This is a genomic window from Pseudomonas sp. NFPP28 (assembly GCF_900115535.1).
GTDB classification, from domain to species: Bacteria; Pseudomonadota; Gammaproteobacteria; order Pseudomonadales; family Pseudomonadaceae; genus Aquipseudomonas; species Aquipseudomonas extremorientalis.
The window spans coordinates 374,284-398,432 of sequence record NZ_FOWT01000008.1; the positions used below are offsets into that span (position 1 = coordinate 374,284).

25 protein-coding genes are annotated in these 24,149 nt (G+C 60.3%); 16 read left to right on the forward strand and 9 right to left on the reverse strand.

The genetic code is table 11. The features are described from left to right. Window positions 1–162 precede the first annotated feature (162 nt). From BM110_RS22115 to BM110_RS22170, 12 genes are all read left to right on the forward strand, one after another. Window positions 163–1,275 (forward strand): ABC transporter ATP-binding protein, encoded by a 1,113-nt coding sequence (locus tag BM110_RS22115; RefSeq protein WP_058424775.1) that lies wholly within the window; start codon window positions 163–165, stop codon window positions 1,273–1,275. Between the two features lie 43 nt (window positions 1,276–1,318). Continuing rightward, complete coding sequence (locus BM110_RS22120; protein ID WP_071490226.1) at window positions 1,319–2,359, forward strand: ABC transporter substrate-binding protein; 1,041 nt, start codon at window positions 1,319–1,321, stop codon at window positions 2,357–2,359. Window positions 2,360–2,579: 220 nt separating this feature from the next. Further along, entirely contained in the window at window positions 2,580–3,827 is a 1,248-nt protein-coding gene (locus BM110_RS22125) for an ABC transporter permease (RefSeq protein ID WP_093514176.1), read from the forward strand. A gap of 12 nt (window positions 3,828–3,839) precedes the next feature. After that, window positions 3,840–4,664 carry an ABC transporter permease gene (locus tag BM110_RS22130; protein WP_015886162.1) on the forward strand — a complete coding sequence of 275 codons (825 nt, stop codon included), beginning with the start codon at window positions 3,840–3,842 and terminating at the stop codon, window positions 4,662–4,664. Window positions 4,665–4,819: 155 nt separating this feature from the next. Beyond that, on the forward strand, window positions 4,820–5,968 hold the full coding sequence (locus BM110_RS22135) for an iron-containing alcohol dehydrogenase (protein ID WP_093514177.1): 1,149 nt from the start codon (window positions 4,820–4,822) through the stop codon (window positions 5,966–5,968). An 84-nt stretch (window positions 5,969–6,052) separates the two neighbouring features. Next, window positions 6,053–6,727, forward strand: a complete 675-nt coding sequence (gene rpe / locus BM110_RS22140) for a ribulose-phosphate 3-epimerase (RefSeq protein WP_071490223.1) — start codon at window positions 6,053–6,055, stop codon at window positions 6,725–6,727. Continuing rightward, window positions 6,724–7,542: a phosphoglycolate phosphatase gene (locus BM110_RS22145; RefSeq protein WP_093120876.1), complete on the forward strand. Its 819-nt coding sequence runs from the start codon at window positions 6,724–6,726 to the stop codon at window positions 7,540–7,542. The genes rpe and BM110_RS22145 overlap by 4 nt, the downstream gene beginning before the upstream one ends. Before the next feature lie 70 nt (window positions 7,543–7,612). Beyond that, window positions 7,613–9,094 (forward strand): anthranilate synthase component I, encoded by a 1,482-nt coding sequence (trpE, locus tag BM110_RS22150; protein ID WP_093514178.1) that lies wholly within the window; start codon window positions 7,613–7,615, stop codon window positions 9,092–9,094. A gap of 9 nt (window positions 9,095–9,103) precedes the next feature. Next, entirely contained in the window at window positions 9,104–9,697 is a 594-nt protein-coding gene (locus BM110_RS22155; RefSeq protein ID WP_071490220.1) for an aminodeoxychorismate/anthranilate synthase component II, read from the forward strand. 9 nt (window positions 9,698–9,706) lie between these two features. After that, window positions 9,707–10,756 (forward strand): anthranilate phosphoribosyltransferase, encoded by a 1,050-nt coding sequence (gene trpD, locus BM110_RS22160; RefSeq protein ID WP_093514179.1) that lies wholly within the window; start codon window positions 9,707–9,709, stop codon window positions 10,754–10,756. Next, on the forward strand, window positions 10,753–11,589 hold the full coding sequence (gene trpC, locus BM110_RS22165) for an indole-3-glycerol phosphate synthase TrpC (RefSeq protein ID WP_071490218.1): 837 nt from the start codon (window positions 10,753–10,755) through the stop codon (window positions 11,587–11,589). Before trpD ends, trpC begins: the two co-directional genes overlap by 4 nt. Then, window positions 11,589–12,287, forward strand: a complete 699-nt coding sequence (locus tag BM110_RS22170) for a lipoate--protein ligase family protein (protein ID WP_175538859.1) — start codon at window positions 11,589–11,591, stop codon at window positions 12,285–12,287. The genes trpC and BM110_RS22170 overlap by 1 nt, the downstream gene beginning before the upstream one ends. Here the strand turns inward: BM110_RS22170 and crp are convergent. After that, window positions 12,284–12,928, reverse strand: a complete 645-nt coding sequence (gene crp / locus BM110_RS22175; protein WP_071490216.1) for a cAMP-activated global transcriptional regulator CRP — start codon at window positions 12,926–12,928, stop codon at window positions 12,284–12,286. The two genes, BM110_RS22170 and crp, sit on opposite strands and share 4 nt — an antisense overlap. Before the next feature lie 247 nt (window positions 12,929–13,175). Between crp and BM110_RS22180 the strand changes: the two genes are divergently transcribed. Next, window positions 13,176–13,598, forward strand: a complete 423-nt coding sequence (locus BM110_RS22180) for an OsmC family protein (RefSeq protein WP_005792019.1) — start codon at window positions 13,176–13,178, stop codon at window positions 13,596–13,598. A 55-nt stretch (window positions 13,599–13,653) separates the two neighbouring features. On the opposite strand, the gene coq7 is transcribed toward BM110_RS22180, so the two are convergent. The 6 genes from coq7 to hemJ all read right to left on the reverse strand — a co-directional run bounded on the left by coq7 (window position 13,654) and on the right by hemJ (window position 18,102). Beyond that, entirely contained in the window at window positions 13,654–14,301 is a 648-nt protein-coding gene (gene coq7 / locus BM110_RS22185) for a 2-polyprenyl-3-methyl-6-methoxy-1,4-benzoquinone monooxygenase (protein ID WP_093514181.1), read from the reverse strand. Between the two features lie 116 nt (window positions 14,302–14,417). Next, window positions 14,418–14,756: a histidine triad nucleotide-binding protein gene (locus BM110_RS22190; RefSeq protein WP_071490214.1), complete on the reverse strand. Its 339-nt coding sequence runs from the start codon at window positions 14,754–14,756 to the stop codon at window positions 14,418–14,420. 46 nt (window positions 14,757–14,802) lie between these two features. After that, window positions 14,803–15,591, reverse strand: a complete 789-nt coding sequence (locus BM110_RS22195; protein WP_092242344.1) for an SDR family NAD(P)-dependent oxidoreductase — start codon at window positions 15,589–15,591, stop codon at window positions 14,803–14,805. A gap of 63 nt (window positions 15,592–15,654) precedes the next feature. Continuing rightward, window positions 15,655–16,617, reverse strand: coding sequence for a DUF805 domain-containing protein (locus BM110_RS22200; protein ID WP_092242347.1), 963 nt, complete (start codon window positions 16,615–16,617; stop codon window positions 15,655–15,657). 69 nt (window positions 16,618–16,686) lie between these two features. Beyond that, complete coding sequence (locus tag BM110_RS22205; RefSeq protein ID WP_093514182.1) at window positions 16,687–17,649, reverse strand: NAD(P)H-dependent flavin oxidoreductase; 963 nt, start codon at window positions 17,647–17,649, stop codon at window positions 16,687–16,689. Window positions 17,650–17,673: 24 nt separating this feature from the next. Next, window positions 17,674–18,102: a protoporphyrinogen oxidase HemJ gene (gene hemJ, locus BM110_RS22210; RefSeq protein ID WP_071490210.1), complete on the reverse strand. Its 429-nt coding sequence runs from the start codon at window positions 18,100–18,102 to the stop codon at window positions 17,674–17,676. Window positions 18,103–18,238: 136 nt separating this feature from the next. Between hemJ and argC the strand changes: the two genes are divergently transcribed. Together argC and erpA are read left to right on the forward strand one after the other, a co-directional pair. Continuing rightward, window positions 18,239–19,273 carry an N-acetyl-gamma-glutamyl-phosphate reductase gene (gene argC / locus BM110_RS22215; protein ID WP_092242356.1) on the forward strand — a complete coding sequence of 345 codons (1,035 nt, stop codon included), beginning with the start codon at window positions 18,239–18,241 and terminating at the stop codon, window positions 19,271–19,273. A 165-nt stretch (window positions 19,274–19,438) separates the two neighbouring features. Then, complete coding sequence (erpA, locus tag BM110_RS22220) at window positions 19,439–19,789, forward strand: iron-sulfur cluster insertion protein ErpA (RefSeq protein ID WP_003176443.1); 351 nt, start codon at window positions 19,439–19,441, stop codon at window positions 19,787–19,789. A 67-nt stretch (window positions 19,790–19,856) separates the two neighbouring features. On the opposite strand, the gene BM110_RS22225 is transcribed toward erpA, so the two are convergent. Together BM110_RS22225 and BM110_RS22230 are read right to left on the reverse strand one after the other, a co-directional pair. Then, window positions 19,857–20,948 (reverse strand): anhydro-N-acetylmuramic acid kinase, encoded by a 1,092-nt coding sequence (locus BM110_RS22225; protein ID WP_093514183.1) that lies wholly within the window; start codon window positions 20,946–20,948, stop codon window positions 19,857–19,859. Between the two features lie 2 nt (window positions 20,949–20,950). Further along, window positions 20,951–22,369 (reverse strand): peptidoglycan DD-metalloendopeptidase family protein, encoded by a 1,419-nt coding sequence (locus BM110_RS22230; RefSeq protein WP_093514184.1) that lies wholly within the window; start codon window positions 22,367–22,369, stop codon window positions 20,951–20,953. 209 nt (window positions 22,370–22,578) lie between these two features. Between BM110_RS22230 and tyrS the strand changes: the two genes are divergently transcribed. Next, a complete protein-coding gene (tyrS, locus tag BM110_RS22235; protein ID WP_010206932.1) occupies window positions 22,579–23,778 on the forward strand; it encodes a tyrosine--tRNA ligase in 1,200 nt (399 codons plus the stop codon). Window positions 23,779–24,149 lie beyond the last annotated feature (371 nt).

The window sequence follows — 24,149 nt, forward strand, 5'->3', positions numbered from 1 at the left end:
CCCCTTGCGGCTGTGCTGTCCCGTACGCGCCATCCCTGTAGGGCAATCCCTACCCCCAACCTTCCATCCGACCGATGCAATTCTCTCCTGGCCCCCGATTTCCGGGGGCTGGCGCCTGGACTACGCTTGTTCCACAGCAGTCCAAAACAAAAAGGTGCGGGTATGAGCGAGGTGGATTCAAATGATGTGCTGGTCAGCTTTCGTGGCGTGCAGAAGAGCTACGACGGCGAGAACCTGATCGTCAAAGACCTCAATCTGGAGATTCGCAAGGGCGAGTTCCTCACCCTGCTCGGGCCTTCCGGTTCGGGCAAGACCACCAGCCTGATGATGCTCGCCGGCTTCGAGACGCCGACCGCCGGCGAAATCCAGCTGGCCGGGCGGTCCATCAACAACGTGCCACCGCACAAGCGCGACATCGGCATGGTGTTCCAGAACTACGCCTTGTTCCCGCACATGACCGTCGCCGAGAACCTGGCGTTCCCGCTGTCGGTGCGGGGCTTGAGCAAGACCGATATCAGCGAGCGGGTCAAACGCGTGTTGAGCATGGTCCAGCTCGATGCCTTCGCCCAACGTTACCCGGCACAACTCTCCGGCGGCCAGCAGCAGCGCGTGGCGCTGGCCCGGGCGCTGGTGTTCGAACCGCAATTGGTGCTGATGGACGAACCCCTCGGCGCCCTCGACAAGCAACTGCGCGAACACATGCAGATGGAGATCAAGCACCTGCACCAGCGCCTCGGCGTGACTGTGGTGTACGTGACCCATGACCAGGGCGAAGCGCTGACCATGTCTGACCGCGTGGCGGTATTCCATCAAGGCGAGATCCAGCAGATCGCCGCGCCGCGCACCTTGTACGAAGAACCGAAGAACACCTTTGTCGCCAACTTCATCGGTGAGAACAACCGCCTCAATGGTCGCCTGCACAGCCACACCGGCGAGCGCTGCGTGGTGGAGCTGGCACGGGGCGAGAAGGTCGAGGCACTGGCGGTGAATGTCGGCCAGGTCGGTGGCCCGGTGACCCTGTCGGTGCGCCCGGAGCGCGTCAGCCTCAATGGTTCCAGCGAGAGCTGCGTCAACCGTTTCTCGGGGCGGGTGGCGGAATTCATCTACCTGGGCGACCACGTGCGCGTGCGCCTGGAAGTCTGCGGCAAGACCGATTTTTTTGTGAAACAACCGATTGCCGAGCTGGACCCAGCCCTGGCGGTCGGCGACGTGGTACCGATTGGCTGGCAAGTCGAGCACGTTCGCGCACTCGACCCACTTCTAGAGGCGAATTGATCGCCCCCTGGCTTCACCAACCCTGCACGTGGAGAGAACAACAATGTTGAGATCCCTTAAGTATTCGGCGCTGGCCATTGGCTTGATCGGCGCAACCCAGGCCATGGCAGGCCCGGACCTGACGGTCGTGTCCTTCGGTGGCGCGAACAAGGCGGCCCAGGTCAAGGCGTTCTACGCACCTTGGGAAAGCGCGGGCAATGGCAAGATCGTCGCCGGCGAGTACAACGGTGAAATGGCCAAGGTGAAAGCCATGGTCGACACCAAGAGCGTGTCCTGGGACCTGGTGGAAGTGGAATCGCCGGAACTCTCCCGTGGCTGTGACGAAGACATGTTCGAGCCGCTGGACCCGAAACTGTTCGGCAACACCGCCGACTACGTGAAGGGCGCGATCCAGCCATGTGGCGTGGGCTTCTTCGTGTGGTCGACCGTGCTCGCCTATAACGCCGACAAACTCACCTCCGCCCCCACCAGTTGGGCAGATTTCTGGGACACCAAGAAATTCCCGGGCAAGCGCGGCCTGCGTAAAGGCGCCAAGTACACCCTGGAGTTCGCCTTGATGGCCGACGGTGTGGCGCCGAAAGACGTGTACAAAGTGTTGGCCGGCAAAGATGGCCAGGACCGTGCATTCAAGAAACTCGATGAACTCAAGCCGTCGATCCAGTGGTGGGAAGCCGGCGCACAGCCGCCGCAGTACCTCGCTTCCGGTGACGTCGTGATGAGTTCGGCCTACAACGGCCGCATCGCCGCCGTACAGAAAGAAAGCAACCTCAAAGTGGTGTGGAACGGCGGCATCTACGACTTCGACGCCTGGGCCATCCCTAAAGGCCTGGCCAAGGACCGTGCCGAAGCGGCGAAGAAATTCATCGCTTTCTCAGTACAGCCTCAGCAGCAGAAGACCTACTCGGAAAACATCGCCTACGGCCCGGCCAACACCCAAGCCGTGCCGTTGCTGGCCAAGGACATCCTCAAGGACATGCCGACCACCCCGGAAAACATCGCCAACCAGGTGCAGATCGATGTGAGCTTCTGGGCGGATAACGGCGAGCAGCTGGAGCAGCGCTTCAATTCCTGGGCGGCCAAGTAACCCAACACTGTTGTTGTGTGTTTGCTGATTGTGGCGAGCGGGCTTGCCCCGCGTTGGGCTGCGTAGCGGCCCTAAAACCAGGCGCCGCGCTCGATCAGGCAGAGCGCGGTGGGTTTAATGGGGCTGCTGCGCAGCCCAACGCGGGGCAAGCCCGCTCGCCACAGGGTCTGTTGTACATCGCACGAAACTGTCGTCATTTTCAGTCTTACCGGAGTCAGCCATGGCCATCGCCGTTCCCTCGAACGAGGTCAACAGCCCCACCCTCAAGCAGCGCCTGGCGCGTGCCGAGCGGCTCAATCGCTGGAAGGCCCAGGCCTTGATTGCGCCGCTGGTGCTGTTCTTGCTGCTGGTGTTCCTGGTGCCGATCGTTGCTTTGCTGTTCAAGAGCGTCGGCAATCCGGAAGTGGTGGGCGGCTTGCCGCGTACCGTGGTCGCGGTGACGGCCTGGGACGGCCGTGGCTTGCCGGGTGAACCGGTGTACCAGGCCCTCAGCGAGGACCTGGGCGAAGCGCGCAAAAACCAGACCCTGGGCGATCTGTCCAAACGCTTGAACATGGAACTGGCCGGCTACCGTAGCCTGCTGACCAAAACCGCGCGGGCGCTGCCGTTCAGTGAAGCGCCCGGCTCTTATAAAGAAGCGTTGGAAAACCTCGACGAACGCTGGGGCGACCCGGCGTACTGGCAGGCGATCCGGCGCAATACCAGCAGCCTGACACCGTTCTACCTCCTGGCGGCCGTCGATCATCGCATCGACGACCTCGGCGAAATAGCGCCGGCCACACCTGACCAGGCAATCTACCTGGACATCTTCGCCCGTACCTTCTGGATGGGCCTGGTAATCACTGTCATCTGCTTGCTGCTGGCCTATCCCCTGGCCTATCTGCTGGCCAACCTGCCGGCACGCAAGAGTAACTTGCTGATGATTCTGGTGTTGCTGCCGTTCTGGACCTCGATCCTGGTGCGGGTGGCGGCGTGGATCGTGTTGCTGCAGTCCGGCGGCCTGATCAACAGCGCCTTGATGGGCATGGGCTTGATCGATAAACCCTTGGAGCTGGTGTTCAACCGCACCGGGGTCTACATCTCGATGGTGCACATCCTGCTGCCATTCATGATCCTGCCGATCTACAGCGTGATGAAGGGCATTTCGCCCACCTACATGCGTGCGGCGATTTCCCTGGGTTGCCACCCGTTCACCAGTTTCTGGCGCGTGTACTTCCCGCAGACCTATGCCGGCGTCGGCGCCGGTTGCCTGCTGGTGTTCATCCTGGCGATTGGTTACTACATCACCCCGGCGCTGCTGGGCAGCCCGAACGACCAGATGGTCAGCTACTTCGTGGCGTTCTACACCAACACCAGTATCAACTGGGGCATGGCGACGGCACTGGGTGGCTTGCTGCTGCTGGCCACCGTGGTGCTGTACCTGATCTACAACCGGCTGGTGGGCGCCAGTCGCCTGCGCCTGAGCTGAGGAGACCTTGCGATGCTGAGCCCTTACATGTCGCCCGTTGAACGGGTCTGGTTCTACAGCTTGCGGATCCTCTGCGGCTTGATCCTGTTGTTCTTGATCCTGCCGGTGCTGGTGATCATTCCGCTGTCGTTCAACAGCGGCAGTTTCCTGGTGTACCCGTTGCAAGGCTTTTCGCTGCACTGGTACCAGGACTTCTTTGCCTCGGCCGAGTGGATGCGTGCACTCAAGAACAGCATCATCGTCGCCCCGGCGGCCACGGTGCTGGCCATGGTGTTCGGCACCCTGGCGGCCATCGGCCTGACCCGTGGCAACTTCCCCGGCAAGGCGCTGGTGATGGCACTGGTGATTTCACCGATGGTGGTGCCGGTGGTGATTATCGGTGTGGCCAGTTACCTGTTCTTTGCACCGCTGGGACTGGGTAACAGCTTCTTCTCGTTGATCGTGGTGCATGCGGTGCTGGGCGTGCCGTTTGTGATCATCACGGTGTCGGCCACGTTGCAGGGGTTCAACCACAACCTGGTGCGGGCGGCGGCGAGCCTCGGGGCTTCGCCGTTGACGGCGTTTCGCCGAGTGACCTTGCCATTGATTGCGCCGGGGGTGATTTCCGGGGCGCTGTTTGCTTTCGCCACGTCGTTCGATGAAGTGGTGGTGACGCTGTTCCTCGCCGGCCCTGAGCAAGCGACGCTGCCGCGTCAGATGTTCAGCGGCATCCGCGAGAACCTCAGCCCGACGATTGCGGCGGCGGCAACCTTGTTGATTGCCTTCTCGGTATTGCTGTTGCTGACCCTGGAATGGCTGCGCGGGCGTAGCGAGAAACTGCGCACCGCGGCAGTCTGACTGCCTGCTGGAGATTCAAGTGTGGGAGGGGGCAAGCCCTCTCCCACATGGTTTTGTGTTGTGTTGGAAATCACCATTCAGCCTCTGAATGCTAGGCAACCCGAGTTTCCGAGCTACTCTTGTGCCAGCCCATCACTTAATAAGAGGCCGCGCACATGAGTACTTCCTCATTCAAGATCGCCCACAAACTGCTGACCGGCGCTGGCGCCATCGAACAACTGGCCTTTGAACTCACGCGCCTGGATGTGGACAACCCGCTGATCGTCACCGACGCCGCGCTGGTCAAGTCCGGCACCGTGGCGCTGGCCCTCGAACACTTGGGCGAGCGCACCTACGAGATTTTCGACCGCGTACTGCCCGACCCGGAAATCGCCATCGTCGAGGACTGCATGCGCGTTTACCGCGAGGGCGGGCATGACGGCCTGATCGGGCTGGGCGGCGGCAGCGCCATCGATATCGCCAAAAGCGTAGCCGCCTATGCCGGTTACCACGGTGCGCTGTCGGACCTCTTTGGCGTCGACCAGGTGCCGCGCAAGGGCCCGCCGTTGATCGCCATCCCGACCACGGCCGGCACCGGTTCGGAGGTGACCAATGTGGCGATCCTCTCCGACAAGGCCGCACAGCTGAAAAAAGGCATCGTCAGCGACTACCTTCTGCCGGATGTGGCCTTGATCAGCCCGCAAATGACCCTCACCTGCCCGCGCAGCGTTACCGCCGCCAGTGGTGTGGATGCGCTGGTGCATGCCATCGAGTCCTACTTGTCGCTGAATGCCTCGCCGATCACTGATGCGCTGGCCATCGGCGCGATCAAGTTGATTGCCAAGGCGCTGCCCAAGGCCTACGCCAACCCGGCCAACCTGCAGGCACGTGACGACATGGCCACCGCCAGCCTGATGGCCGGCATGGCGTTCGGTAACGCCGGGGTCGGCGCGGTGCATGCGTTGGCGTACCCGTTGGGTGGGCGTTTCAACATTGCCCATGGGGTGAGCAACGCGCTGTTGCTGCCCTATGTGATGCACTGGAACAAATTGGCCTGTGTGGAGCGCATGCAGGAGATTGCACAGGCCATGGGCGTGAATGTCACCGGCTTGAGCGTCAACGATGCGGCCGATCAGGCAGTGGACGCGATGACGCGACTGTGTGCCGCCGTCGAGATTCCGGCAGGCCTGCGCAGTTTCGGCGTGCCCGAGGACGCGATCCCGGCGATGGCGGTTGAGGCGGCAGGCATTGAGCGGCTGATGCGTAACAATCCGCGCAAGCTCAGCGCCGCCGATATCGAGAAAATCTACCGGGCGGCTTACTAGCCGTTGAGCCAGGTCACGGTGCGCGCGGCAAAGCATGAGGTATACAATGCGCGCCATCGTGATTTAGCTCAAAAAAGGTGCGTCATGCAGCCCTTCGTTATTGCTCCATCGATTCTCTCCGCCGATTTCGCCCGCCTGGGTGAGGAAGTGGACAAGGTGTTGGCCGCCGGTGCCGATTTCGTGCACTTCGACGTCATGGACAACCACTACGTGCCCAACCTGACCATCGGCCCGATGGTGTGTGCGGCGCTGCGCAAGTACGGCATCACCGCGCCGATCGATGCGCACCTGATGGTCAGCCCGGTGGATCGCATCATCGGCGACTTCGTGGAAGCCGGCGCGACCTACATCACCTTCCACCCGGAAGCCTCGCTGCACGTCGACCGCACCCTGCAACTGATCCGCGAAGGCGGCTGCAAGGCGGGCCTGGTGTTCAACCCGGCCACGCCGTTGAGTGTGCTTGAGTACGTGATGGACAAGGTCGACATGGTCCTGCTGATGAGCGTTAACCCAGGCTTCGGCGGCCAGAAGTTCATCCCGGGCACCCTGAACAAGCTGCGTGAAGCTCGCGCGCTGATCGATGCTTCCGGTCGCGACATCCGCCTGGAGATCGACGGCGGGGTCAACGTCAACAACATCCGCGAAATCGCCGCAGCGGGCGCCGACACCTTCGTGGCCGGCTCGGCGATCTTCAACGCGCCGGACTATCAGGAAGTCATCGACAAGATGCGTGCCGAACTGGCGCTGGCACGTCCATGAGCGGCTTTGAGCAGCTGTTCCCCGGCAAACTGCCACGGCTGGTGATGTTCGATCTGGACGGTACCTTGATCGACTCGGTACCCGACCTGGCAGCGGCGGTGGACGAGATGCTGCTCAAGCTGGGGCGCAAGCCGGCCGGGATCGAGTCGGTGCGTGAGTGGGTCGGCAACGGTGCGCAGATGCTGGTGCGCCGCGCCCTGGCTAATAATATCGATGCCGAAGGCGTGGATGACGTCGAGGCTGAACACGCCCTGGAGCTGTTCAACGCCGCCTATGAAGACGGCCATGAACTGACCGTGGTCTACCCCGGCGTACGTGACACCCTCAAATGGCTGAGCAAGCAGGGCGTGGAAATGGCCCTGATCACCAACAAGCCGGAACGCTTCGTCGCGCCGCTGCTGGACCAGATGAAAATCGGTCGGTATTTCCGATGGATCATCGGTGGCGACACCCTGCCGCAGAAAAAGCCCGACCCGGCGGCGCTGTTTTTCGTGATGAAAATGGCCAATATCCCGGCCTCGCAATCGTTGTTTGTCGGCGATTCACGCAGTGATGTGCAGGCGGCGAAGGCCGCGGGCGTGCAGTGCGTGGCCCTCAGCTACGGCTATAACCATGGTCGGCCGATCGCCGAAGAGTCGCCGGCGATGGTGATTGATGACCTGCGCCTGTTAATCCCCGGTTGCTTGGGAGCTGGCGCTGAGATAACGTTGCCCGACACCGATCCGTCCCCTTCTGGAAATTCCATCGTGGTGGTCACTCGCAAACTCTGGATGAAAGTCATCAAGGCCCTGGCCCGCTGGCGTTGGCGCGCCTGACTGTTCCTGGCCGCGCCCTGCGGCACGTTTGCATACCTGACTGTTAGACCCTCAAGCCACGAGGCATATCATGACCCGCGAAGAATTCCTGCGTTTGGCCGCTGCCGGCTACAACCGCATTCCCCTGGCCTGCGAAACCCTGGCCGACTTCGACACGCCGCTGTCGATCTACCTGAAACTGGCCGATGAGCCTAACTCCTACCTGCTCGAGTCCGTACAGGGCGGCGAGAAGTGGGGTCGTTACTCGATCATCGGCCTGCCGTGCCGTACGGTGCTACGGGTACATGACCATCATGTGAGCATTACCCATGATGGCGTCGAGATCGAACACCATGATGTCGAAGATCCGTTGGCGTTCGTCGAAGCCTTCAAGGCGCGCTACAACGTGCCGACCATTGCCGGCCTGCCGCGCTTCAACGGCGGCCTGGTGGGTTACTTCGGTTATGACTGCGTGCGTTATGTGGAAAAACGTTTGGGCCAATGCCCGAACCCGGACCCGTTGGGCGTGCCGGACATTCTGCTGATGGTCTCCGATGCGGTCGTGGTGTTCGACAACCTCGCTGGCAAGATGCACGCGATCGTGCTGGCCGACCCGTCCCAGGCCGATGCGTTCGAGCAAGGCCGGGCCAGCCTCGAAGCCCTGCTGGAAAAACTGCGCCAGCCGATCACCCCGCGTCGCGGCCTGGACCTCAGCCGTCCGCCGGCGGCCGACCCGATCTTTCGTTCAAGCTTTACCCAGGATGACTACGAGCGGGCCGTCGATACCATCAAGGAATACATCCTCGCCGGCGACTGCATGCAGGTGGTGCCGTCGCAGCGTATGTCCATCGACTTCAAGGCCGCGCCGATCGATCTGTACCGGGCGCTGCGTTGCTTCAACCCGACGCCGTACATGTACTTCTTCAACTTTGGTGACTTCCACGTGGTGGGCAGTTCGCCGGAAGTGCTGGTGCGCGTCGAAGACAACCTGATCACCGTGCGCCCGATCGCCGGCACGCGCCCACGGGGTGCAACCGAAGAAGCTGACCTGGCGCTGGAAGAAGACCTGCTGAGCGACGACAAGGAAATCGCCGAGCACTTGATGCTCATCGACCTGGGTCGTAATGACACCGGGCGTGTCTCGGAAATCGGTTCGGTGAAGCTCACCGAGAAGATGGTGATCGAGCGTTATTCCAACGTGATGCATATCGTGTCCAACGTTACCGGCGAGCTGAAGGCTGGCCTGACGGCGATGGATGCGTTGCGCGCGATTCTGCCGGCGGGCACCTTGTCGGGTGCGCCGAAGATCCGCGCGATGGAAATCATCGACGAGCTGGAGCCGGTCAAGCGTGGGGTCTACGGCGGTGCCGTGGGTTATTTCGCCTGGAACGGCAACATGGACACGGCCATTGCGATCCGCACCGCCGTGATCAAGGACGGGGAGCTGCACGTGCAGGCCGGTGGCGGGATCGTCGCCGACTCGGTGCCGGCCCTCGAATGGGAAGAAACCCTGAACAAGCGCCGCGCGATGTTCCGCGCCGTTGCGCTGGCTGAACAGACCCCCAATTCCTGAGGTTCCCCCATGTTGCTGATGATTGATAACTACGATTCCTTTACCTACAACGTTGTGCAGTACCTGGGCGAGTTGGGTGCCGAGGTCAAGGTAGTGCGCAATGACGAACTGACCGTCGCCGAGATCGCCGCCCTGAACCCGGAGCGCATCGTGGTTTCGCCAGGCCCGTGCACGCCGACCGAGGCGGGTATTTCCCTGGAGGCGATCCAGTATTTCGCCGGCAAGCTGCCGATCCTGGGCGTATGCCTGGGCCACCAGTCCATCGGCCAGGCCTTTGGCGGTGACGTGGTGCGTGCACGCCAGGTGATGCACGGCAAGACCAGTCCGGTATTCCATCATGATCAGGGCGTGTTCCATGGGCTTAACTTGCCGGTGACCGTGACCCGCTACCATTCGTTGGTGGTCAAGCGCGAAACCCTTCCGGATTGCCTGGAACTGACCGCCTGGACCCAACTGGAGGACGGCTCGGTCGACGAGATCATGGGCCTGCGCCACAAGACACTGAATATCGAAGGGGTGCAATTCCACCCCGAATCGATCCTGACCGAGCAGGGCTACGAGCTGTTCGCCAATTTTCTCAAGCAGAGCGGCGGCACGCGCTAAGGACTTTCCATGGATATCAAGACTGCCCTGAGCCGTATCGTCGGCCACCTGGACCTGAGCACCGCTGAAATGAGCGATGTGATGCGCGAGATCATGACCGGTCAATGCACCGACGCGCAGATCGGCGCGTTCATGATGGCCATGCGCATGAAAAGCGAAAGCATCGACGAAATCGTCGGCGCCGTGTCGGTTATGCGCGAGCTGGCGGACAAGGTCGAGCTCAAGACCCTCGATGGTGTGGTCGACGTGGTCGGCACCGGCGGTGACGGTGCGAACATCTTCAACGTGTCGACGGCTTCTTCGTTTGTGGTGGCGGCGGCGGGTTGCACTGTGGCCAAGCACGGTAACCGCGCGGTCTCCGGCAAGAGTGGCAGCGCCGACTTGCTGGAAGCGGCGGGGATCTACCTGAACCTGACCCCTATCCAAGTGGCGCGCTGTATCGACAACGTCGGTATTGGGTTCATGTTTGCCCAATCCCACCACGGTGCGATGAAGCATGCTGCCGCCCCGCGCAAGGATCTCGGCCTTCGTACCCTGTTCAACATGCTCGGCCCGCTTACGAATCCGGCCGGTGTGAAACACCAGGTGGTGGGTGTGTTCAGCCAGGCGCTGTGCCGGCCATTGGCCGAAGTACTGCAACGCCTGGGCAGCAAGCATGTGCTGGTGGTGCATTCCAAGGACGGCCTGGACGAATTCAGCCTGGCGGCACCGACCTTCGTGGCGGAGCTGAAAAATGACCAGGTCACTGAGTATTGGGTCGAGCCGGAAGACCTGGGCATGAAGAGCCAGAGCCTGCACGGCCTGGCGGTGGAAAGCCCGGCGGCCTCCCTGGAACTGATTCGTGATGCCTTGGGCCGTCGCAAGACCGAGAACGGTCAGAAAGCCGCCGAGATGATTGTTTTGAATGCTGGCGCGGCACTTTATGCAGCCGACCACGCCTATAGTCTTAAGGAGGGTGTTGCCTTGGCCCACGATGCGCTGCACACCGGTCTGGCTCGTGAGAAGCTCGAAGAGCTGGGAGCATTCACCGCAGTATTCAAGATGGAGAATGAAGGATGAGTGTGCCGACCGTTCTGGAAAAAATCCTGGCCCGCAAGGCTGAAGAAGTTGCCGAGCGGCGCGCCCGCGTGAGCCTGGCCGAGCTGGAAGCCCAGGCAAAGATCGCCGATGCACCGCGCGGTTTCGCCAATGCACTGATCGCCCAGGCCAAGCAGAAGCAACCGGCCGTGATCGCCGAGGTCAAGAAAGCCTCGCCGAGCAAAGGCGTGATCCGCGAACACTTTGTGCCATCGGAAATCGCCGTCAGCTATGAGAAGGGAGGAGCGACTTGCCTGTCCGTGCTGACCGATATCGACTACTTCCAGGGTTCCGACCTGTTCCTGCAGCAGGCCCGCGCCGCGTGCAAGTTGCCGGTGATCCGCAAGGACTTCATGGTCGACCCGTACCAGATCGTCGAAGCCCGTGCCCTGGGCGCCGACTGCGTGCTGCTGATCGTTTCCGCGCTGGATGACGTGAAGATGGCCGAGTTGGCTGCCGTCGCCAAAAGCGTCGGCCTCGACGTGCTGGTGGAAGTGCATGACGGCGATGAGCTGGAACGCGCCTTGAAAACCCTCGACACACCGCTGGTGGGGGTCAACAACCGTAACCTGCACACCTTCGAAGTCAGCCTGGAAAACACCCTCGACCTGTTGCCTCGGATTCCGCGCGACCGTCTGGTGATCACCGAGAGTGGCATCGTCAACCGTGCCGACGTGGAGTTGATGGAGATCAGTGGCGTGTACTCGTTCCTGGTGGGCGAGACCTTCATGCGTGCCGAGAACCCGGGGGCTGAATTGCAGCGCCTGTTCTTCCCGGAGCGGGGCATGGCGGTCAGCGGTTCGACGCTGGATTGATGATGACGCAGCCGGTGGCGATGACCGTCGAAGCAGGACTTGCCGCCGAGCAAGACCTGCTGGCGGCTGTTTGCGCAGGTGAGCGGGAGTATGGGTTGTTGTTCTGGCAACCCAGCGATCAGGCTTTGGTCATGCCGCGTCGGTTGAGCCGCTTGCCGGCCTTTGAAACCGCCAGCCAGGTTTCAGCCGATGCGGGTTGGCCGGTGCTGCTGCGTGAAACCGGCGGTGAGCCGGTGCCGCAGTCGAGTGCCACAGTCAACATCGCCCTGGTCTACGCCCCGCGGCGCAGTGAGGGCGACCAGAATCGTATCGAAACCGGTTACCTGCGTTTATGTCAGCCGATCTGCGACTTGCTGATCGAGTTGGGCGGCGATGCGTCTGTCGGCGAGATCGACGGCGCATTTTGCGACGGTCGCTACAACGTCAATCTCAATGGCCGGAAAATGGTTGGCACTGCCCAGCGCTGGCGTCAAAGCGGGGGGCGCCCGGTGGGCCTGGTGCACGGTGCGCTGTTGCTGGAAAACGATCGCGAAGACCTGATCGCGGCGGTCAATCGCTTCAATGAAGCCTGCGGTCTTGAACAGCGGGTGCGTGCCGACAGTCATATCGCCCTGCACGAAGCCTTCCCGGCGCCCGATGCGATCAGCCGGCTGGACACCTTGTACCGCCAGATGTTGGCCAGCTTCCTGCCGGTTTAACGGGTACCGAACACCACCATCGTCTTGCCTTTGACGTGCACCAGGTTGCGTTCTTCCAGGTCTTTGAGTACGCGTCCGACCATCTCCCGTGAACAGCCGACAATGCGCCCGATTTCCTGGCGCGTGACCTTGATCTGCATGCCATCGGGGTGGGTCATGGCGTCCGGTTGCTTGCACAGGTCAAGCAGGCAGCGCGCTACACGGCCAGTGACGTCGAAGAATGCCAGGTCGCCGACTTTGCGCGTGGTGTCCCGCAGGCGTTGCGCAATCTGGCCGCTGAGGACATAAAGGATGTCGGGATCTTGCTGGGCCAGTTCGCGGAATTTGGCGTAGCTGATCTCGGCCACTTCGCACTCGACCTTGGCACGCACCCAGGCGCTGCGTTCCTGTTCCTTGCCGGCTTGTTCGAACAACCCCAACTCCCCAAAAAAATCCCCGGTGTTCAGGTAGGCGATGATCATTTCGCGGCCGTCTTCATCCTCGATCAGGATGGTGACCGAGCCTTTGATAATGAAGAACAGGGTTTCGGAGCGTTCGCCGGCGCAGATGATGTTGTGCTTGGCCGGGTAGCGGCGGCGCTGGCAATGCATCAACAGTTTGTCGAGATTCTTGATTTTGGGTATGGGAGTAAGGGCAACCATGGTTGTATCCCGAAAAGACTGCGCTAAATAGTTGGAGTTGTTGTATTCATCGGGTATCGGCATTGATACGCGCTGTATAAAGGGTGGCATTACGCCATCGATTTGGCGTCAGCTTAACAGACACATTCTGACTCGATTAGCCAATTTTCCGCGCAAAGCCTGCTTTTGATCGCTTTTGTTGCAAACGCTGACGCAGGCGGGCCCTGTGCTAAGCTGGCGACCCTTTTTTAGCAGTGGAGTCTGGGCGATGAAGGCACGCATCCAATGGGCGGGCGAAGCCATGTTCCTCGGTGAGTCGGGCAGTGGCCATGTGGTGGTCATGGATGGCCCGCCGGAAGCCGGTGGCCGTAACCTGGGCGTACGCCCGATGGAAATGCTCCTGCTGGGCGTAGGCGGTTGCAGCAATTTCGACGTGGTCAGCATCCTGAAGAAATCCCGCCAGGCCGTGGAAAGCTGCGAAGCCTTCCTGGAGGCCGAGCGTGCCACCGAAGACCCCAAGGTATTCACCAAAATCCACATGCATTTCGTGGTAAAGGGCAGGGCGCTGAAAGAGGCGCAGGTGAAGCGCGCTATCGAACTGTCGGCGGAGAAGTATTGCTCGGCGTCGATCATGCTGGGCGCGGCCGGGGTGGCCATTACCCATGATTACGAGATAATTGAGTTGGGTTGATCGCTCAATCGGCGGGCAAAAAGAAAGGGCGCTGTGATAGCGCCCTTCTTTTGGCTCAGATTCGGTACGTGCTTTTAGTCATGACCTTGGCCAATAGGCTCATGCCAAACCGCACTGGCGCCGGGAAGCGAAAACCACCGGCATCCAGCGCGCTTTCTGCGTGATGTTCTTCATCAATGCGCATCTGCTCAAGAATGGCACGGGACTTTTCGTCTTCGGCCGGCAGTTGTTCCAGATGTTCGTCCAGGTGTTTGCACACCTGATGTTCAGTCGCTGCGACAAAACCCAGGCTGACCTTGTCGCTGATCAGGCCGGCCGCGGCGCCGATCCCAAACGATAAACCGTAGAACAGCGGGTTCAACACGCTCGGGTGACTGCCCAGTTGGCGGATGCGTTGCTCGCACCAGGCCAGGTGATCGATTTCTTCCTCGGCGGCATGCTCCATGGCTGCGCGCACCTGCGGCAGCTTGGCGGTCAGCGCCTGGCCCTGGTACAGCGCCTGGGCGCAGACTTCGCCGGTATGGTTGATGCGCATCAAGCCGGCGACGTGACGGGTCTCGGCCTCGCTCATCTGCGCGTCGGGCTGCACGATGGCGGGCGAGGGGCGATACGGCTGGCCGCTGAAGGGCAGCAGCGTACGCATGGCCATGTCGGCTTGCAGCAACAGACGGTCAATCGGCGAGTAGTGACGTTGGGTAGTCATGCTGACCTCCGGGAAGAATCTCGGCGGCCAGTTTACCGCAAGAGAGGGGCAAGCGTTTGCGTTGCGTCAAGGGCATGGGGTCGCAGCCTGGGCTGCGACCTTTGCTGAAAGGCTGATCAGCCCGGCGGCCAGTTCATCTGGCGCTGGCCCAGCACGTGCATATGGATGTGATAAACGGTCTGCCCGCCTTTCGGGTTGCAGTTCATCACCACCCGGAAACCTTCTTCACACCCTTGTTCTACAGCCAGGCGTTGGGCGGTGAACAGGATATGACCGGCCAGGGCTTTATCTTCTTCAGTCAGGTCATTGAGCGTGGGGATGTGTTTCTTGGGAATGACCAGGAAATGCACGGGCGCCGCCGGATAGATGTCCTTGAACGCCAGGACTTGGTCATCTTCGTAGATGATATCCGCGGGTATTTCTCTGTTGATGATCTTGGTGAACAGAGTATCCACAACTGTTTCTCCATTATGAAAGTGCAGGATGAGTGTACCCAGCCCGTCAGCGTGGGCAATAGGCCTTGTTGATGGCGCCGGCGATCTTGCGGGTCAGCCAGCGTGGGCTGAAACGCGGGCTGAAGGCGATCCAGCGGTTGCGACGGCCGGGGATGATGATGGCTTTGTTCTTTTCCAGTGCGCGTACGGTGTAGAGCGCCACTTCTTCGGGGCTCATCAGCTGTTGGCTGCGGTCGAGCCTGGCGGTGTCCATCTGCGCGGTGCCGAAGAACGCGGTGCGTGTCGGGCCGGGGCAGAGCACCGAGACCTTGATGCCGCAGGTTTTCAGTTCTTCGCGCAAGCCTTCGGAGAAATGCAGCACATAGGCCTTGCTGGCGTAATAAGTGCTCATCCACGGGCCGGGCTGGAATGCCGCGATGGACGCCACATTGAGAATCTGCCCGCCGCCGTGCAGTGCCATGGCATTGCCGAGCGCATGGCACATACGGGTCAGGGCCAGGATGTTGACCTCCATCAGGTCCTGTTCGGTCATCCAGTCCTGGGCCAGGAACGGCCCGCTGGTGCCGATGCCGGCGCAGTTCACCAGCAGGTCGATCTGCCGCTCGCCTTCTTCAAGCTCCAGCAGGAACCCGGACAAGCGCAGTGGCTCGCCAAGGTCGCAGGCCCGGAACAGCACTTCGACGCCAAAGCGTTGGGTCAATTCGATTGCAATGCTTTCCAACTGATCACGCTGGCGGGCCACCAGAATCAAGCTGCGGCCGCGACGGGCGAGTGCTTCGGCCAGGGCCAGGCCGATGCCGCTGGAGGCGCCGGTGATCAGAGCGTAACGGGTCATGCCTTTCTCCATCGCAACGCCGCCGCGCCTGTGACAGAGGCATCACAGGCCGGGGGCGTTTCTTCACTGTTCTGGAGAGTCTACAGGTTCGCCCGCTTCGTCAGCACTCTGCGCTTCGTCTTCTTCGACGGTTGCCGCCTGGTCGGCGTCTTCGTCGGAGGTGATGGAGCTGCTTTCGTAGCTGCTGTCCACGTTAGCTTCGAGCTGGTCCAGGTAACCGTTCATGCCCAAGGTCACCACGATGGCAAGCATGACTGGAATAAACGCCAACCACAGCGTGGCCAGGACTTTTACCGCGGTGGAGTTACGTGGCGGTGGCGCACCATACTGGTTGGCGCCTGCATTGCCCGGCAGTACCAGCAACAGGATCGGGAAGACACTGTTCACCAATGGCACCAGGTTGAGTAGGTACAACCAGCCCGACCAGCCCAGGTCATGCAGGCGCTGCACGCCGATTTGCACACTGACCCATACCAGCGCCACAAACAGCGCGAGACCCAGCAGTACTCCGATGATGGTGCCCGCAATCGGCGAGGCGGTAGCCACGGCAAAGCTGACGGTGCTGATGATGCCACCCGCAACCAGCATCGCCAGGGTCAGCACCAGGGTCCATGCCAGGTAGCGCAGGCGGCCGATCCGCCCATGGATAGTGAAGACTTTGAGGGTGGCGTACTCGGGCAGGTCATCACCCACCGCCGCGCGGGGAGGCGCATAAGGCGAGGCATCCGGACGCGCGAAACCAGAAGGGCCGGAATCCGTCTCGTGAGTTTCAGCCAGGCTGAAGGCCACAGGCTGTTCGGGCTCAATGCGCGCGTCGACCCCGGCGTTTTTCAGCGCGGTGAGGTAGGTTTCCGCATCCGGGCGAGACAGGTCGCGCTTGAGCGCAACCGGGCGGCCGGTAAAGAGCTTTTCGATGGCTTCGACTTCGCTCTTGAACAGCTCGGCCAGGTTCAGTTTGGCCGTGGTGCTTTCGACACCCGGGAGCAAGGCTCCATCAAACACAATCTTGAAACGGTTGTCGCTCATGCGGGCTTCCTTGTCACTTGTTCAGGGAGGTAGTGCAGGCCCGTCTAATCAGCAGGCCTGGCGGTTGGGTCAACGTGGCCAGCGCAGTTGTGACGCCTGTTCGCGTGCCTTGCGGTATTCGGCATCCAGGCGCGCAACGAGTTCATCGACGCTGGGCAAATCATCAATCTCACCGACGCCTTGGCCAGCAGACCATACGGTCTTCCAGGCTTTGGCCTCGTCGCTCAACGGCTTGAGCTTGGAGCCGAAGTTGACCTCGCCTTTGCCTTGCAGGGCGGCGAGGTCGAAACCGGCGTTTTCCAGGCTCTGGCGCATAAAGCTGGCGGGCACGCCGGAGACAGCGGGAGTGTGCACGATGTCGGCGGCGCGCGATGTGAGCAGCATCTCTTTATACGCATCCGGTGCCTGGCTTTCGGTAGTGCCGATAAAGCGCGTGCCGAAATAGGCCAGGTCTGCACCGAGCAGTTGGGCGGCGAGAATCTCGTGCCCGTGATTGAGGCAGCCGGCCAGCAGCAGGGTTTTGTCGAAGAACTGGCGGATCTCGGCAATCAGCGAGAATGGGCTCCAGGTGCCGGCATGGCCACCGGCGCCGGCTGCTACGGCGATCAGGCCGTCCACACCGGCCTCGGCAGCCTTCTCGGCATGGCGGCGGGTGGTGACGTCGTGGAACACCAGGCCACCGTAGCTGTGTACCGCGTCCACCAGCTCTTTGACGGCACCCAGGCTGGTAATGACGATGGGCACTTTATGCTCAATGCAGATCGCCAGGTCTGCCTCCAGGCGGGGATTGCTGTTGTGCACGATCAGGTTGACGGCATAGGGCGCGGGGTTGTCCAGCAGCGCCAGGCCCGCTTCGATTTCCTCCAGCCAGGCCTTGAACCCGCTGCTTTCGCGTTGGTTAAGCGCCGGGAAACTCCCGACTACCCCATTGCGGCAGCACGCCAGGACCAGTTGCGGGTTGGAAATCAGGAACATCGGCGCCGCCACGACGGGCAGGCGCAGACGTTGTTCAAGCAGAGCGGGCAGCGACATTGGAGGTACCCCAAGTAATTGAAGTTAGAACGGTTTGACCACGACCAAAATTACGATAGCCAGCAATATCAGAACGGGCACTTCATTGAACCAGCGATAAAAGACATGGCTGCGGGTGTTTTCGCCACGGGCAAAGCGTTTTACCTGCGCGCCGCACATATGGTGGTAGCCAATGAGCAGTACGACGAGGGTCAGCTTGGCGTGAATCCACCCGCCCGAATGAAAGATGCCTGGGTTCAGATAGATCAGCCAGCCGCCGAAAATCAACGTGGCGATCATCGCCGGCCCCATGATGCCGCGATACAACTTGCGCTCCATGACGCTGAAACGCTCTTTGCTGACGGTGTCCTCGCTTTGGGCGTGGTAGACAAACAGGCGTGGCAGGTAGAACAGCCCGGCAAACCAGCAGACGACGCTGACGATGTGGAAGGCTTTGATCCATAGATAGAGCATTTCTAGTTATTCCCAGGTTCACGGTAACTGAGGATAGTAGTGGCTCATGCGCCCATACGTCACGTTGGCGGTTGTCGCAGGACGATACGACCCCTATTATCGACGGCTTTCCAGTGGGTTCGTTGAGGGCAGGTTTATGGTCAAGGTCGGTATCGTCGGCGGCACGGGTTACACCGGTGTCGAATTGCTGCGTCTGTTGGCTCAGCATCCGCAAGCTGAGGTGGTGGTCATCACTTCCCGATCCGAGGCCGGGCTGGCCGTGGCCGATATGTACCCGAACCTGCGCGGTCATTACGACGGCCTGGCGTTCAGTGTTCCGGACATCAAGACCCTGGGCGGCTGCGACGTGGTGTTCTTCGCCACCCCGCACGGTGTTGCCCACGCCCTGGCAGGCGAGTTGTTGGCCGCCGGCACCAAGGTGATCGACTTGTCGGCGGACTTCCGTCTGCAGGACGCTGATGAGTGGGCCAAGTGGTATGGCCAGCCGCACGGCGCGCCGCAGTTGTTGGAAGAGGCGGTGTACGGCCTGCCGGAAGTGAATCGTGAACAGATCAAGCAAGCGCGCCTGATTGCTGTACCGGGCTGCTATCCGACGGCTACACAGTTGGGCTTCCTGCCTTTGCTGGAAGCGGGGCTGGCAGACGCTTCGCGCTTGATCGCGGACTGCAAGTCAGGCGTCAGCGGTGCCGGTCGTGGTGCGGCGGTTGGTTCGCTGTACTCCGAGACGTCGGAAAGCATGAAGGCCTATGCGGTGAAAGGTCACCGTCACTTGCCAGAAATTCGTCAGGGGCTGCGCCGCGCGGCTGGGAAGGACGTGGGCCTGACCTTCGTCCCGCACTTGACCCCAATGATCCGCGGTATTCACTCCACGTTGTACGCCACCGTGGTCGATCGCTCGGTCGACCTGCAGGCGCTGTTTGAAAAGCGTTATGCCAACGAACCGTTCGTCGATGTGATGCCGGCCGGCAGCCACCCGGAAACCCGCAGCGTGCGCGGTGCCAATGTGTGCCGGATTGCTGTGCATCGCCCGCAGGACGGTGACCTGGTCGTGGTGTTGTCGGTGATCGATAACCTGGTTAAGGGCGCGTCCGGCCAGGCGGTGCAGAACATGAACATCCTGTTTGGCCTGGATGAGAAGTTGGGGCTGTCCCACGCGGGCATGCTGCCTTGAGGCGGTTGAGTCGCTAAGCAAAAGGCCCGTTGATCGGGCCTTTTGTGTTTTTAATGGCGACAGCGCAGATTGATATACCGTAACAATAGTTGACCGCTTTTCTAGGAGAAGCGGATAATGCAGACCATTACGCATATGGCGGCGCTACGCCGGGAGATTATCAGCATGAGCGTTGAATCCTTCACCCCCACGGCTTTGCAATTCACCCACGGTGCTGCGCACAAGGTGAAGAGCCTGGTCGATGAAGAGGGTAATGATCGCTTGAAGCTGCGCGTATTCGTTACGGGCGGCGGTTGTTCAGGATTTCAGTACGGTTTTACCTTCGATGAAGATGTAGCCGATGATGACACCATCGTTGAGCGCGAAGGCGTAAGTTTGGTTGTGGACCCGATGAGCTTCCAATACCTGGCCGGTGCCGAGGTGGATTACCAGGAAGGTCTGGAGGGTTCACGCTTTGTGATCAAGAACCCTAACGCTACCACCACCTGTGGTTGCGGGTCTTCGTTCTCGATCTGATCGGCAACGGATGCAAAAACGCCGCTTGGCTGTGATAGGCCAAGCGGCGTTTTGCTGTGCGCAGATTTTAGGTCGGGTAGATGGCGCCCAGTACCCGAAGTCCTCGTGCCCCGGTGACGCTTGGGCGGTTGGCGGCGATGCCTTCGAGACAGCAATGGGCCAGCCATGCGAAGGCCATGGCCTCGACCCAGTCGGGGTCTACTCCGTAAGTGGCGGTGCTGCTGACTTGAGTCGATGGTAGCAGAGCGGCCAGGCGGTTCATCAGCGCGGTATTGCGGGCGCCTCCGCCACACACCAGCAGTGTTTCGGTCTGGGGCTGGGCGGCCTGCAGGGATTCGATGATGGTCAGGGCGGTCAGCTCAAGTAGCGTGGCCTGAACATCCTGAGGCTCGAATGTTGGTAAGCGACCCAGGTGTTGGTGCAGCCATTCCAGATTGAATACTTCGCGGCCGGTGCTCTTGGGGCCCGTGGTCACGAAGAAAGGGTCGCTGAGCAGGGCGTTGAGTAGAGCTGGCTTGACCTTGCCGCTGGCCGCCCACTGGCCATCACGATCAAAGTGTTCACCGCGTTGCTGGTGAATCCACGCATCCAGCAGGACATTACCTGGGCCGCAGTCGAAGCCGGCTACAGGTTTGCCGGTCTCAATCAGGCTGAGGTTGCTGAAACCTCCCACATTCAATACGGCACGGTTACCGCTGTGCTCGCCAAATAGCGCTTCATGGAACGCAGGGACCAGCGGAGCGCCCTGACCGCCGGCGGCGACGTCGCGGCTACGGAAATCGCTGACCACGGTGATGCCTGTAAGCTCGGTGAGCAAGGCCGGGTTGCCGATCTGTACGGTAAAGCCCCGTGCGGGTTCATGGCGGATGGTCTGGCCATGGCTGCCAATTGCGCGAATGTCCTGGGGCTTGAGGTTTTGTTGGTCGAGTAAAGCGTGAATACCTTGAGCGGCAAGCTTCACCCAGTTCTGCTGGGCGATGGCTGAGCGAGCGATCTCATCTGCCCCGCTGGCGCAAAGAGCAAGCAGCTCAGTGCGCAGGGTGTCGGGCATGGGAATGTAGTGTGTAGCGATCAGCTTGATCGCCAGGGACTGCTCGATCAAGGCGATGTCCAGGCCATCAAGGCTGGTCCCGGACATCACGCCAATATAGAGCGCCATACTTAACGCTTCGCCGAAGCCAGCAGGGTGGAGCGTTCTTGGTCCATGCGCGCCATCAACGGCTGGCTCTGTTGCATGAAACGGGCACGTTCGGCCTTGGCGATCGGGTCGGCCATGGGCAGCTTCTGGCCCAGTGGGTCGACGTGAACGCCATTGACCTGGAACTCATAATGCAAGTGTGGGCCGGTGGACAGGCCGGTAGTACCGATATAGCCGATCACCTGGCCTTGTTTCACTGTGCCGCCGGTTTGCACGCCCTTGGCAAAGCCTTGCATGTGGCCATACAGGGTGCGGTAGGTATTGCCGTGCTGGATGATCACGGTATTGCCATAGCCGCCACGACGTCCTGCCAGCAGGACTTTACCGTCGCCGGCTGCCTTGATCGGCGTGCCGCGCGGGGCGGCGTAGTCGACGCCTTTATGGGCGCGGATTTTGTTCAGAATTGGATGCTTGCGACCCATGGAGAAACGCGAGCTAATACGAGCGAAGTCCACTGGGGTGCGGATGAAGGCCTTGCGCATGCTATTGCCATCGGCAGTGTAGTAGCTGCTGCTACCTTGTTTGTTGGTGTAGCGCACGGCGGTGTAGGTCTTGCCGCGGTTGGTGAAGCGTGCGGAGAGAATGTTGCCGGTGCCCACGACTTTGCCGTTGGCGACTTTCTGCTCGTAGATCACGTCGAATTCGTCGCCCTGGCGAATGTCCTGGGCGAAGTCGATGTCGTAGCCGAACACGCTGGCCATGTCCATGGTCATGCTGTGGGACAGGCCTGCCCGGGCCGCCGACTGTGACAGGGAGCTGTTGATCACCCCGTGTACATAGGCCGAGCGCATGACCGGCTTGGTAGTGATCCGATTGAAGGCAAAGCCTTTGGCGCCCTTTGTCAGGGTAATGCTTTCGAGGTCGCTGACATTGCTGTGCAGGTTGTTCAGTTGGCCATCGGGGGCGAACTCGAATTCGAGCTTCTGGCCGTGCTTGAGCTGGGTGAACTGCTTGGCTTGTTTGTCGCTCGCCAGCACTTCATTAACGGTAGCGGCGGGGAGGCCGACCTTCTCGAATAGAGTCGACAGGGTGTCGCCCTTGGCCACGATCACTTCGCGGTGTTGAGGGTTTTTGGCCGTGTCGGCAGCAGGCGCAGCTGTACTCTGGGCTGCTTGTTGGGTGTCTTCGGGGTTGTTTTCTATCTGGGCGAACGGTGATTCGGTGGTCGTATTTGTGGCTTGTTGCGCGTCGGAAGCGTCTTGATCTTGTGTCAGTTGTTCAACTGGACTTTCCAGGTCAAGGCTCAGGGATGTTCGTTTGGCTTCTACGTCACTGGAAGGGAATACCAGGAGTGCCAGGCTGAGAAGGGCGGCGATACCACTTGCGGCGAGCAGGTGGGTCTTCGGGTAAAGCGGCGGCGCTTTAGACGGTTCAGTGGTCATAGGTAATTTTGACTTTGAAGATGAAATGGAAAAGATGAATGACATGATGAAGATGAAATAACTGTATAAAATATAACCAAATCATCTGTGGCGCAAGCTCGCGAACGCTGGGCTTGCTGAACGGTGTCCGTTCGCAGGGCAAAACTTGTAATTAGTCCCTGATCTTGTATGGTTGGTTCCCTTTTGAATCTGAGCCTTGCGGGTCTGTTATGAAGTCGGTTGAAGAGCAGCTAGCGCTGATAAAACGTGGTGCGGAAGAACTGTTGGTCGAAGCTGAGCTGATCGAAAAGCTCAAGCGTGGTCAGCCCCTGCGTATTAAGGCTGGCTTTGATCCGACTGCGCCGGATCTGCACCTGGGGCATACGGTGCTTATTAATAAGCTGCGCCAGTTCCAGGAGTTGGGGCACCAGGTCATCTTCCTTATAGGTGACTTCACCGGAATGATCGGTGATCCGAGCGGCAAGAGCGCCACACGTCCGCCGCTGACCCGTGAGCAGGTGCTCGATAATGCCGAGACCTACAAGACTCAGGTATTCAAGATACTCGATCCAGCCAAGACCGAAGTGGCGTTCAACTCTACTTGGATGGATCAGATGGGGCCGGCGGACTTCATTCGCTTGACCTCTCAGTACACTGTCGCGCGCATGCTTGAGCGTGATGATTTCGACAAGCGCTACTCCACCAATCAGCCGATCGCCATTCACGAGTTCCTCTACCCGTTGGTTCAGGGTTATGACTCGGTAGCGTTGCGTGCGGACGTTGAGCTGGGCGGCACTGATCAGAAGTTCAACCTGTTGATGGGGCGTGAGCTCCAGCGTGCGTATGGGCAGGAAGCCCAGTGCATCCTGACCATGCCGTTGTTGGAAGGGTTGGATGGCGTCAAGAAGATGTCCAAGTCCCTGGGGAACTATGTCGGTATCCAGGAGGCGCCGGGCGTTATGTACGGCAAGCTGGTTTCGATTCCTGATGCTTTGATGTGGCGTTACTTCGAGTTGCTGAGCTTCCGGTCGATGGACGAAATCAATGCGCTGCGTGCTGATGTAGAGGCAGGCGCTAATCCACGTGACGTGAAGATTAAGCTGGCGGAAGAGATTGTTGCGCGTTTCCATGGTGAGGAGGCTGCGGCCAGTGCTCACCGTGCTGCGGGTAATCGCATGAAGGATGGCGAGTTGCCTGATGATTTGCCGGAGATCGAGCTGTCTGCTGCCGAGGCGATGCCGATTGCTGCCGTGCTTAATAAGGCTGGCCTGGTTAAGAACTCGGCGGTTGCGCGCGACCTTCTGGGTTCGGGTGGGGTGCGTATAGATGGTGAGGTTGTGGATCGCACCTTTATATACGAGCTGGGCGCTACCCACGTTTGCCAGGCGGGGAAGAAGGCATTTGCGCGCATTACGCTAAAATCCGAATAAACCTGAAATTAAGTGTTGACGGCGAATTTTATCTGTCTATAATTCGCCCCACTTCCGGCGCAGTCGAAACGGAAAACTCCTTGGTAAACAAAGAGTTACGCAGAATTCGACAGCGACTTGCTTCAGTTCATCGAAGCCCAGAAGGAGTTGGTAGGGCAGTGTTGTCTGGCTCTATTAACGTTTCGATCTTCTCGGTCGAAAGCGGAGAAAAAGAGGTGTTGACAGCAGCGTGTAACGCTGTAGAATTCGCCTCCCGCTAACGAGAGATCGGAAGCGCAAGTGGTTGAAGTTGTTGAAGAAATCTTCGAAAACTTCTGAAAATAATCACTTGACAGCAAATGAGGCTGCTGTAGAATGCGCGCCTCGGTTGA

Bases quoted from the DNA above. Each gene is read 5' to 3' on its own strand.
- BM110_RS22155 (WP_071490220.1), top strand. From the start codon at position 9,104: ATGTTGCTGATGATTGATAACTACGATTCCTTTACCTACAACGTTGTG.
- BM110_RS22115 (WP_058424775.1), top strand. From the start codon at position 163: ATGAGCGAGGTGGATTCAAATGATGTGCTGGTCAGCTTTCGTGGCGTG.
- BM110_RS22230 (WP_093514184.1), bottom strand. From the start codon at position 22,369: ATGACCACTGAACCGTCTAAAGCGCCGCCGCTTTACCCGAAGACCCAC.
- BM110_RS22130 (WP_015886162.1), top strand. From the start codon at position 3,840: ATGCTGAGCCCTTACATGTCGCCCGTTGAACGGGTCTGGTTCTACAGC.
- BM110_RS22195 (WP_092242344.1), bottom strand. From the start codon at position 15,591: ATGACCCGTTACGCTCTGATCACCGGCGCCTCCAGCGGCATCGGCCTG.
- coq7 (WP_093514181.1), bottom strand. From the start codon at position 14,301: ATGACTACCCAACGTCACTACTCGCCGATTGACCGTCTGTTGCTGCAA.
- erpA (WP_003176443.1), top strand. From the start codon at position 19,439: ATGAGCGTTGAATCCTTCACCCCCACGGCTTTGCAATTCACCCACGGT.
- BM110_RS22205 (WP_093514182.1), bottom strand. From the start codon at position 17,649: ATGTCGCTGCCCGCTCTGCTTGAACAACGTCTGCGCCTGCCCGTCGTG.
- BM110_RS22200 (WP_092242347.1), bottom strand. From the start codon at position 16,617: ATGAGCGACAACCGTTTCAAGATTGTGTTTGATGGAGCCTTGCTCCCG.
- BM110_RS22170 (WP_175538859.1), top strand. From the start codon at position 11,589: ATGATGACGCAGCCGGTGGCGATGACCGTCGAAGCAGGACTTGCCGCC.
- BM110_RS22145 (WP_093120876.1), top strand. From the start codon at position 6,724: ATGAGCGGCTTTGAGCAGCTGTTCCCCGGCAAACTGCCACGGCTGGTG.
- tyrS (WP_010206932.1), top strand. From the start codon at position 22,579: ATGAAGTCGGTTGAAGAGCAGCTAGCGCTGATAAAACGTGGTGCGGAA.
- rpe (WP_071490223.1), top strand. From the start codon at position 6,053: ATGCAGCCCTTCGTTATTGCTCCATCGATTCTCTCCGCCGATTTCGCC.
- BM110_RS22225 (WP_093514183.1), bottom strand. From the start codon at position 20,948: ATGGCGCTCTATATTGGCGTGATGTCCGGGACCAGCCTTGATGGCCTG.
- crp (WP_071490216.1), bottom strand. From the start codon at position 12,928: ATGGTTGCCCTTACTCCCATACCCAAAATCAAGAATCTCGACAAACTG.
- trpD (WP_093514179.1), top strand. From the start codon at position 9,707: ATGGATATCAAGACTGCCCTGAGCCGTATCGTCGGCCACCTGGACCTG.
- trpC (WP_071490218.1), top strand. From the start codon at position 10,753: ATGAGTGTGCCGACCGTTCTGGAAAAAATCCTGGCCCGCAAGGCTGAA.
- BM110_RS22125 (WP_093514176.1), top strand. From the start codon at position 2,580: ATGGCCATCGCCGTTCCCTCGAACGAGGTCAACAGCCCCACCCTCAAG.
- argC (WP_092242356.1), top strand. From the start codon at position 18,239: ATGGTCAAGGTCGGTATCGTCGGCGGCACGGGTTACACCGGTGTCGAA.
- BM110_RS22120 (WP_071490226.1), top strand. From the start codon at position 1,319: ATGTTGAGATCCCTTAAGTATTCGGCGCTGGCCATTGGCTTGATCGGC.
- BM110_RS22135 (WP_093514177.1), top strand. From the start codon at position 4,820: ATGAGTACTTCCTCATTCAAGATCGCCCACAAACTGCTGACCGGCGCT.
- hemJ (WP_071490210.1), bottom strand. From the start codon at position 18,102: ATGCTCTATCTATGGATCAAAGCCTTCCACATCGTCAGCGTCGTCTGC.
- trpE (WP_093514178.1), top strand. From the start codon at position 7,613: ATGACCCGCGAAGAATTCCTGCGTTTGGCCGCTGCCGGCTACAACCGC.
- BM110_RS22180 (WP_005792019.1), top strand. From the start codon at position 13,176: ATGAAGGCACGCATCCAATGGGCGGGCGAAGCCATGTTCCTCGGTGAG.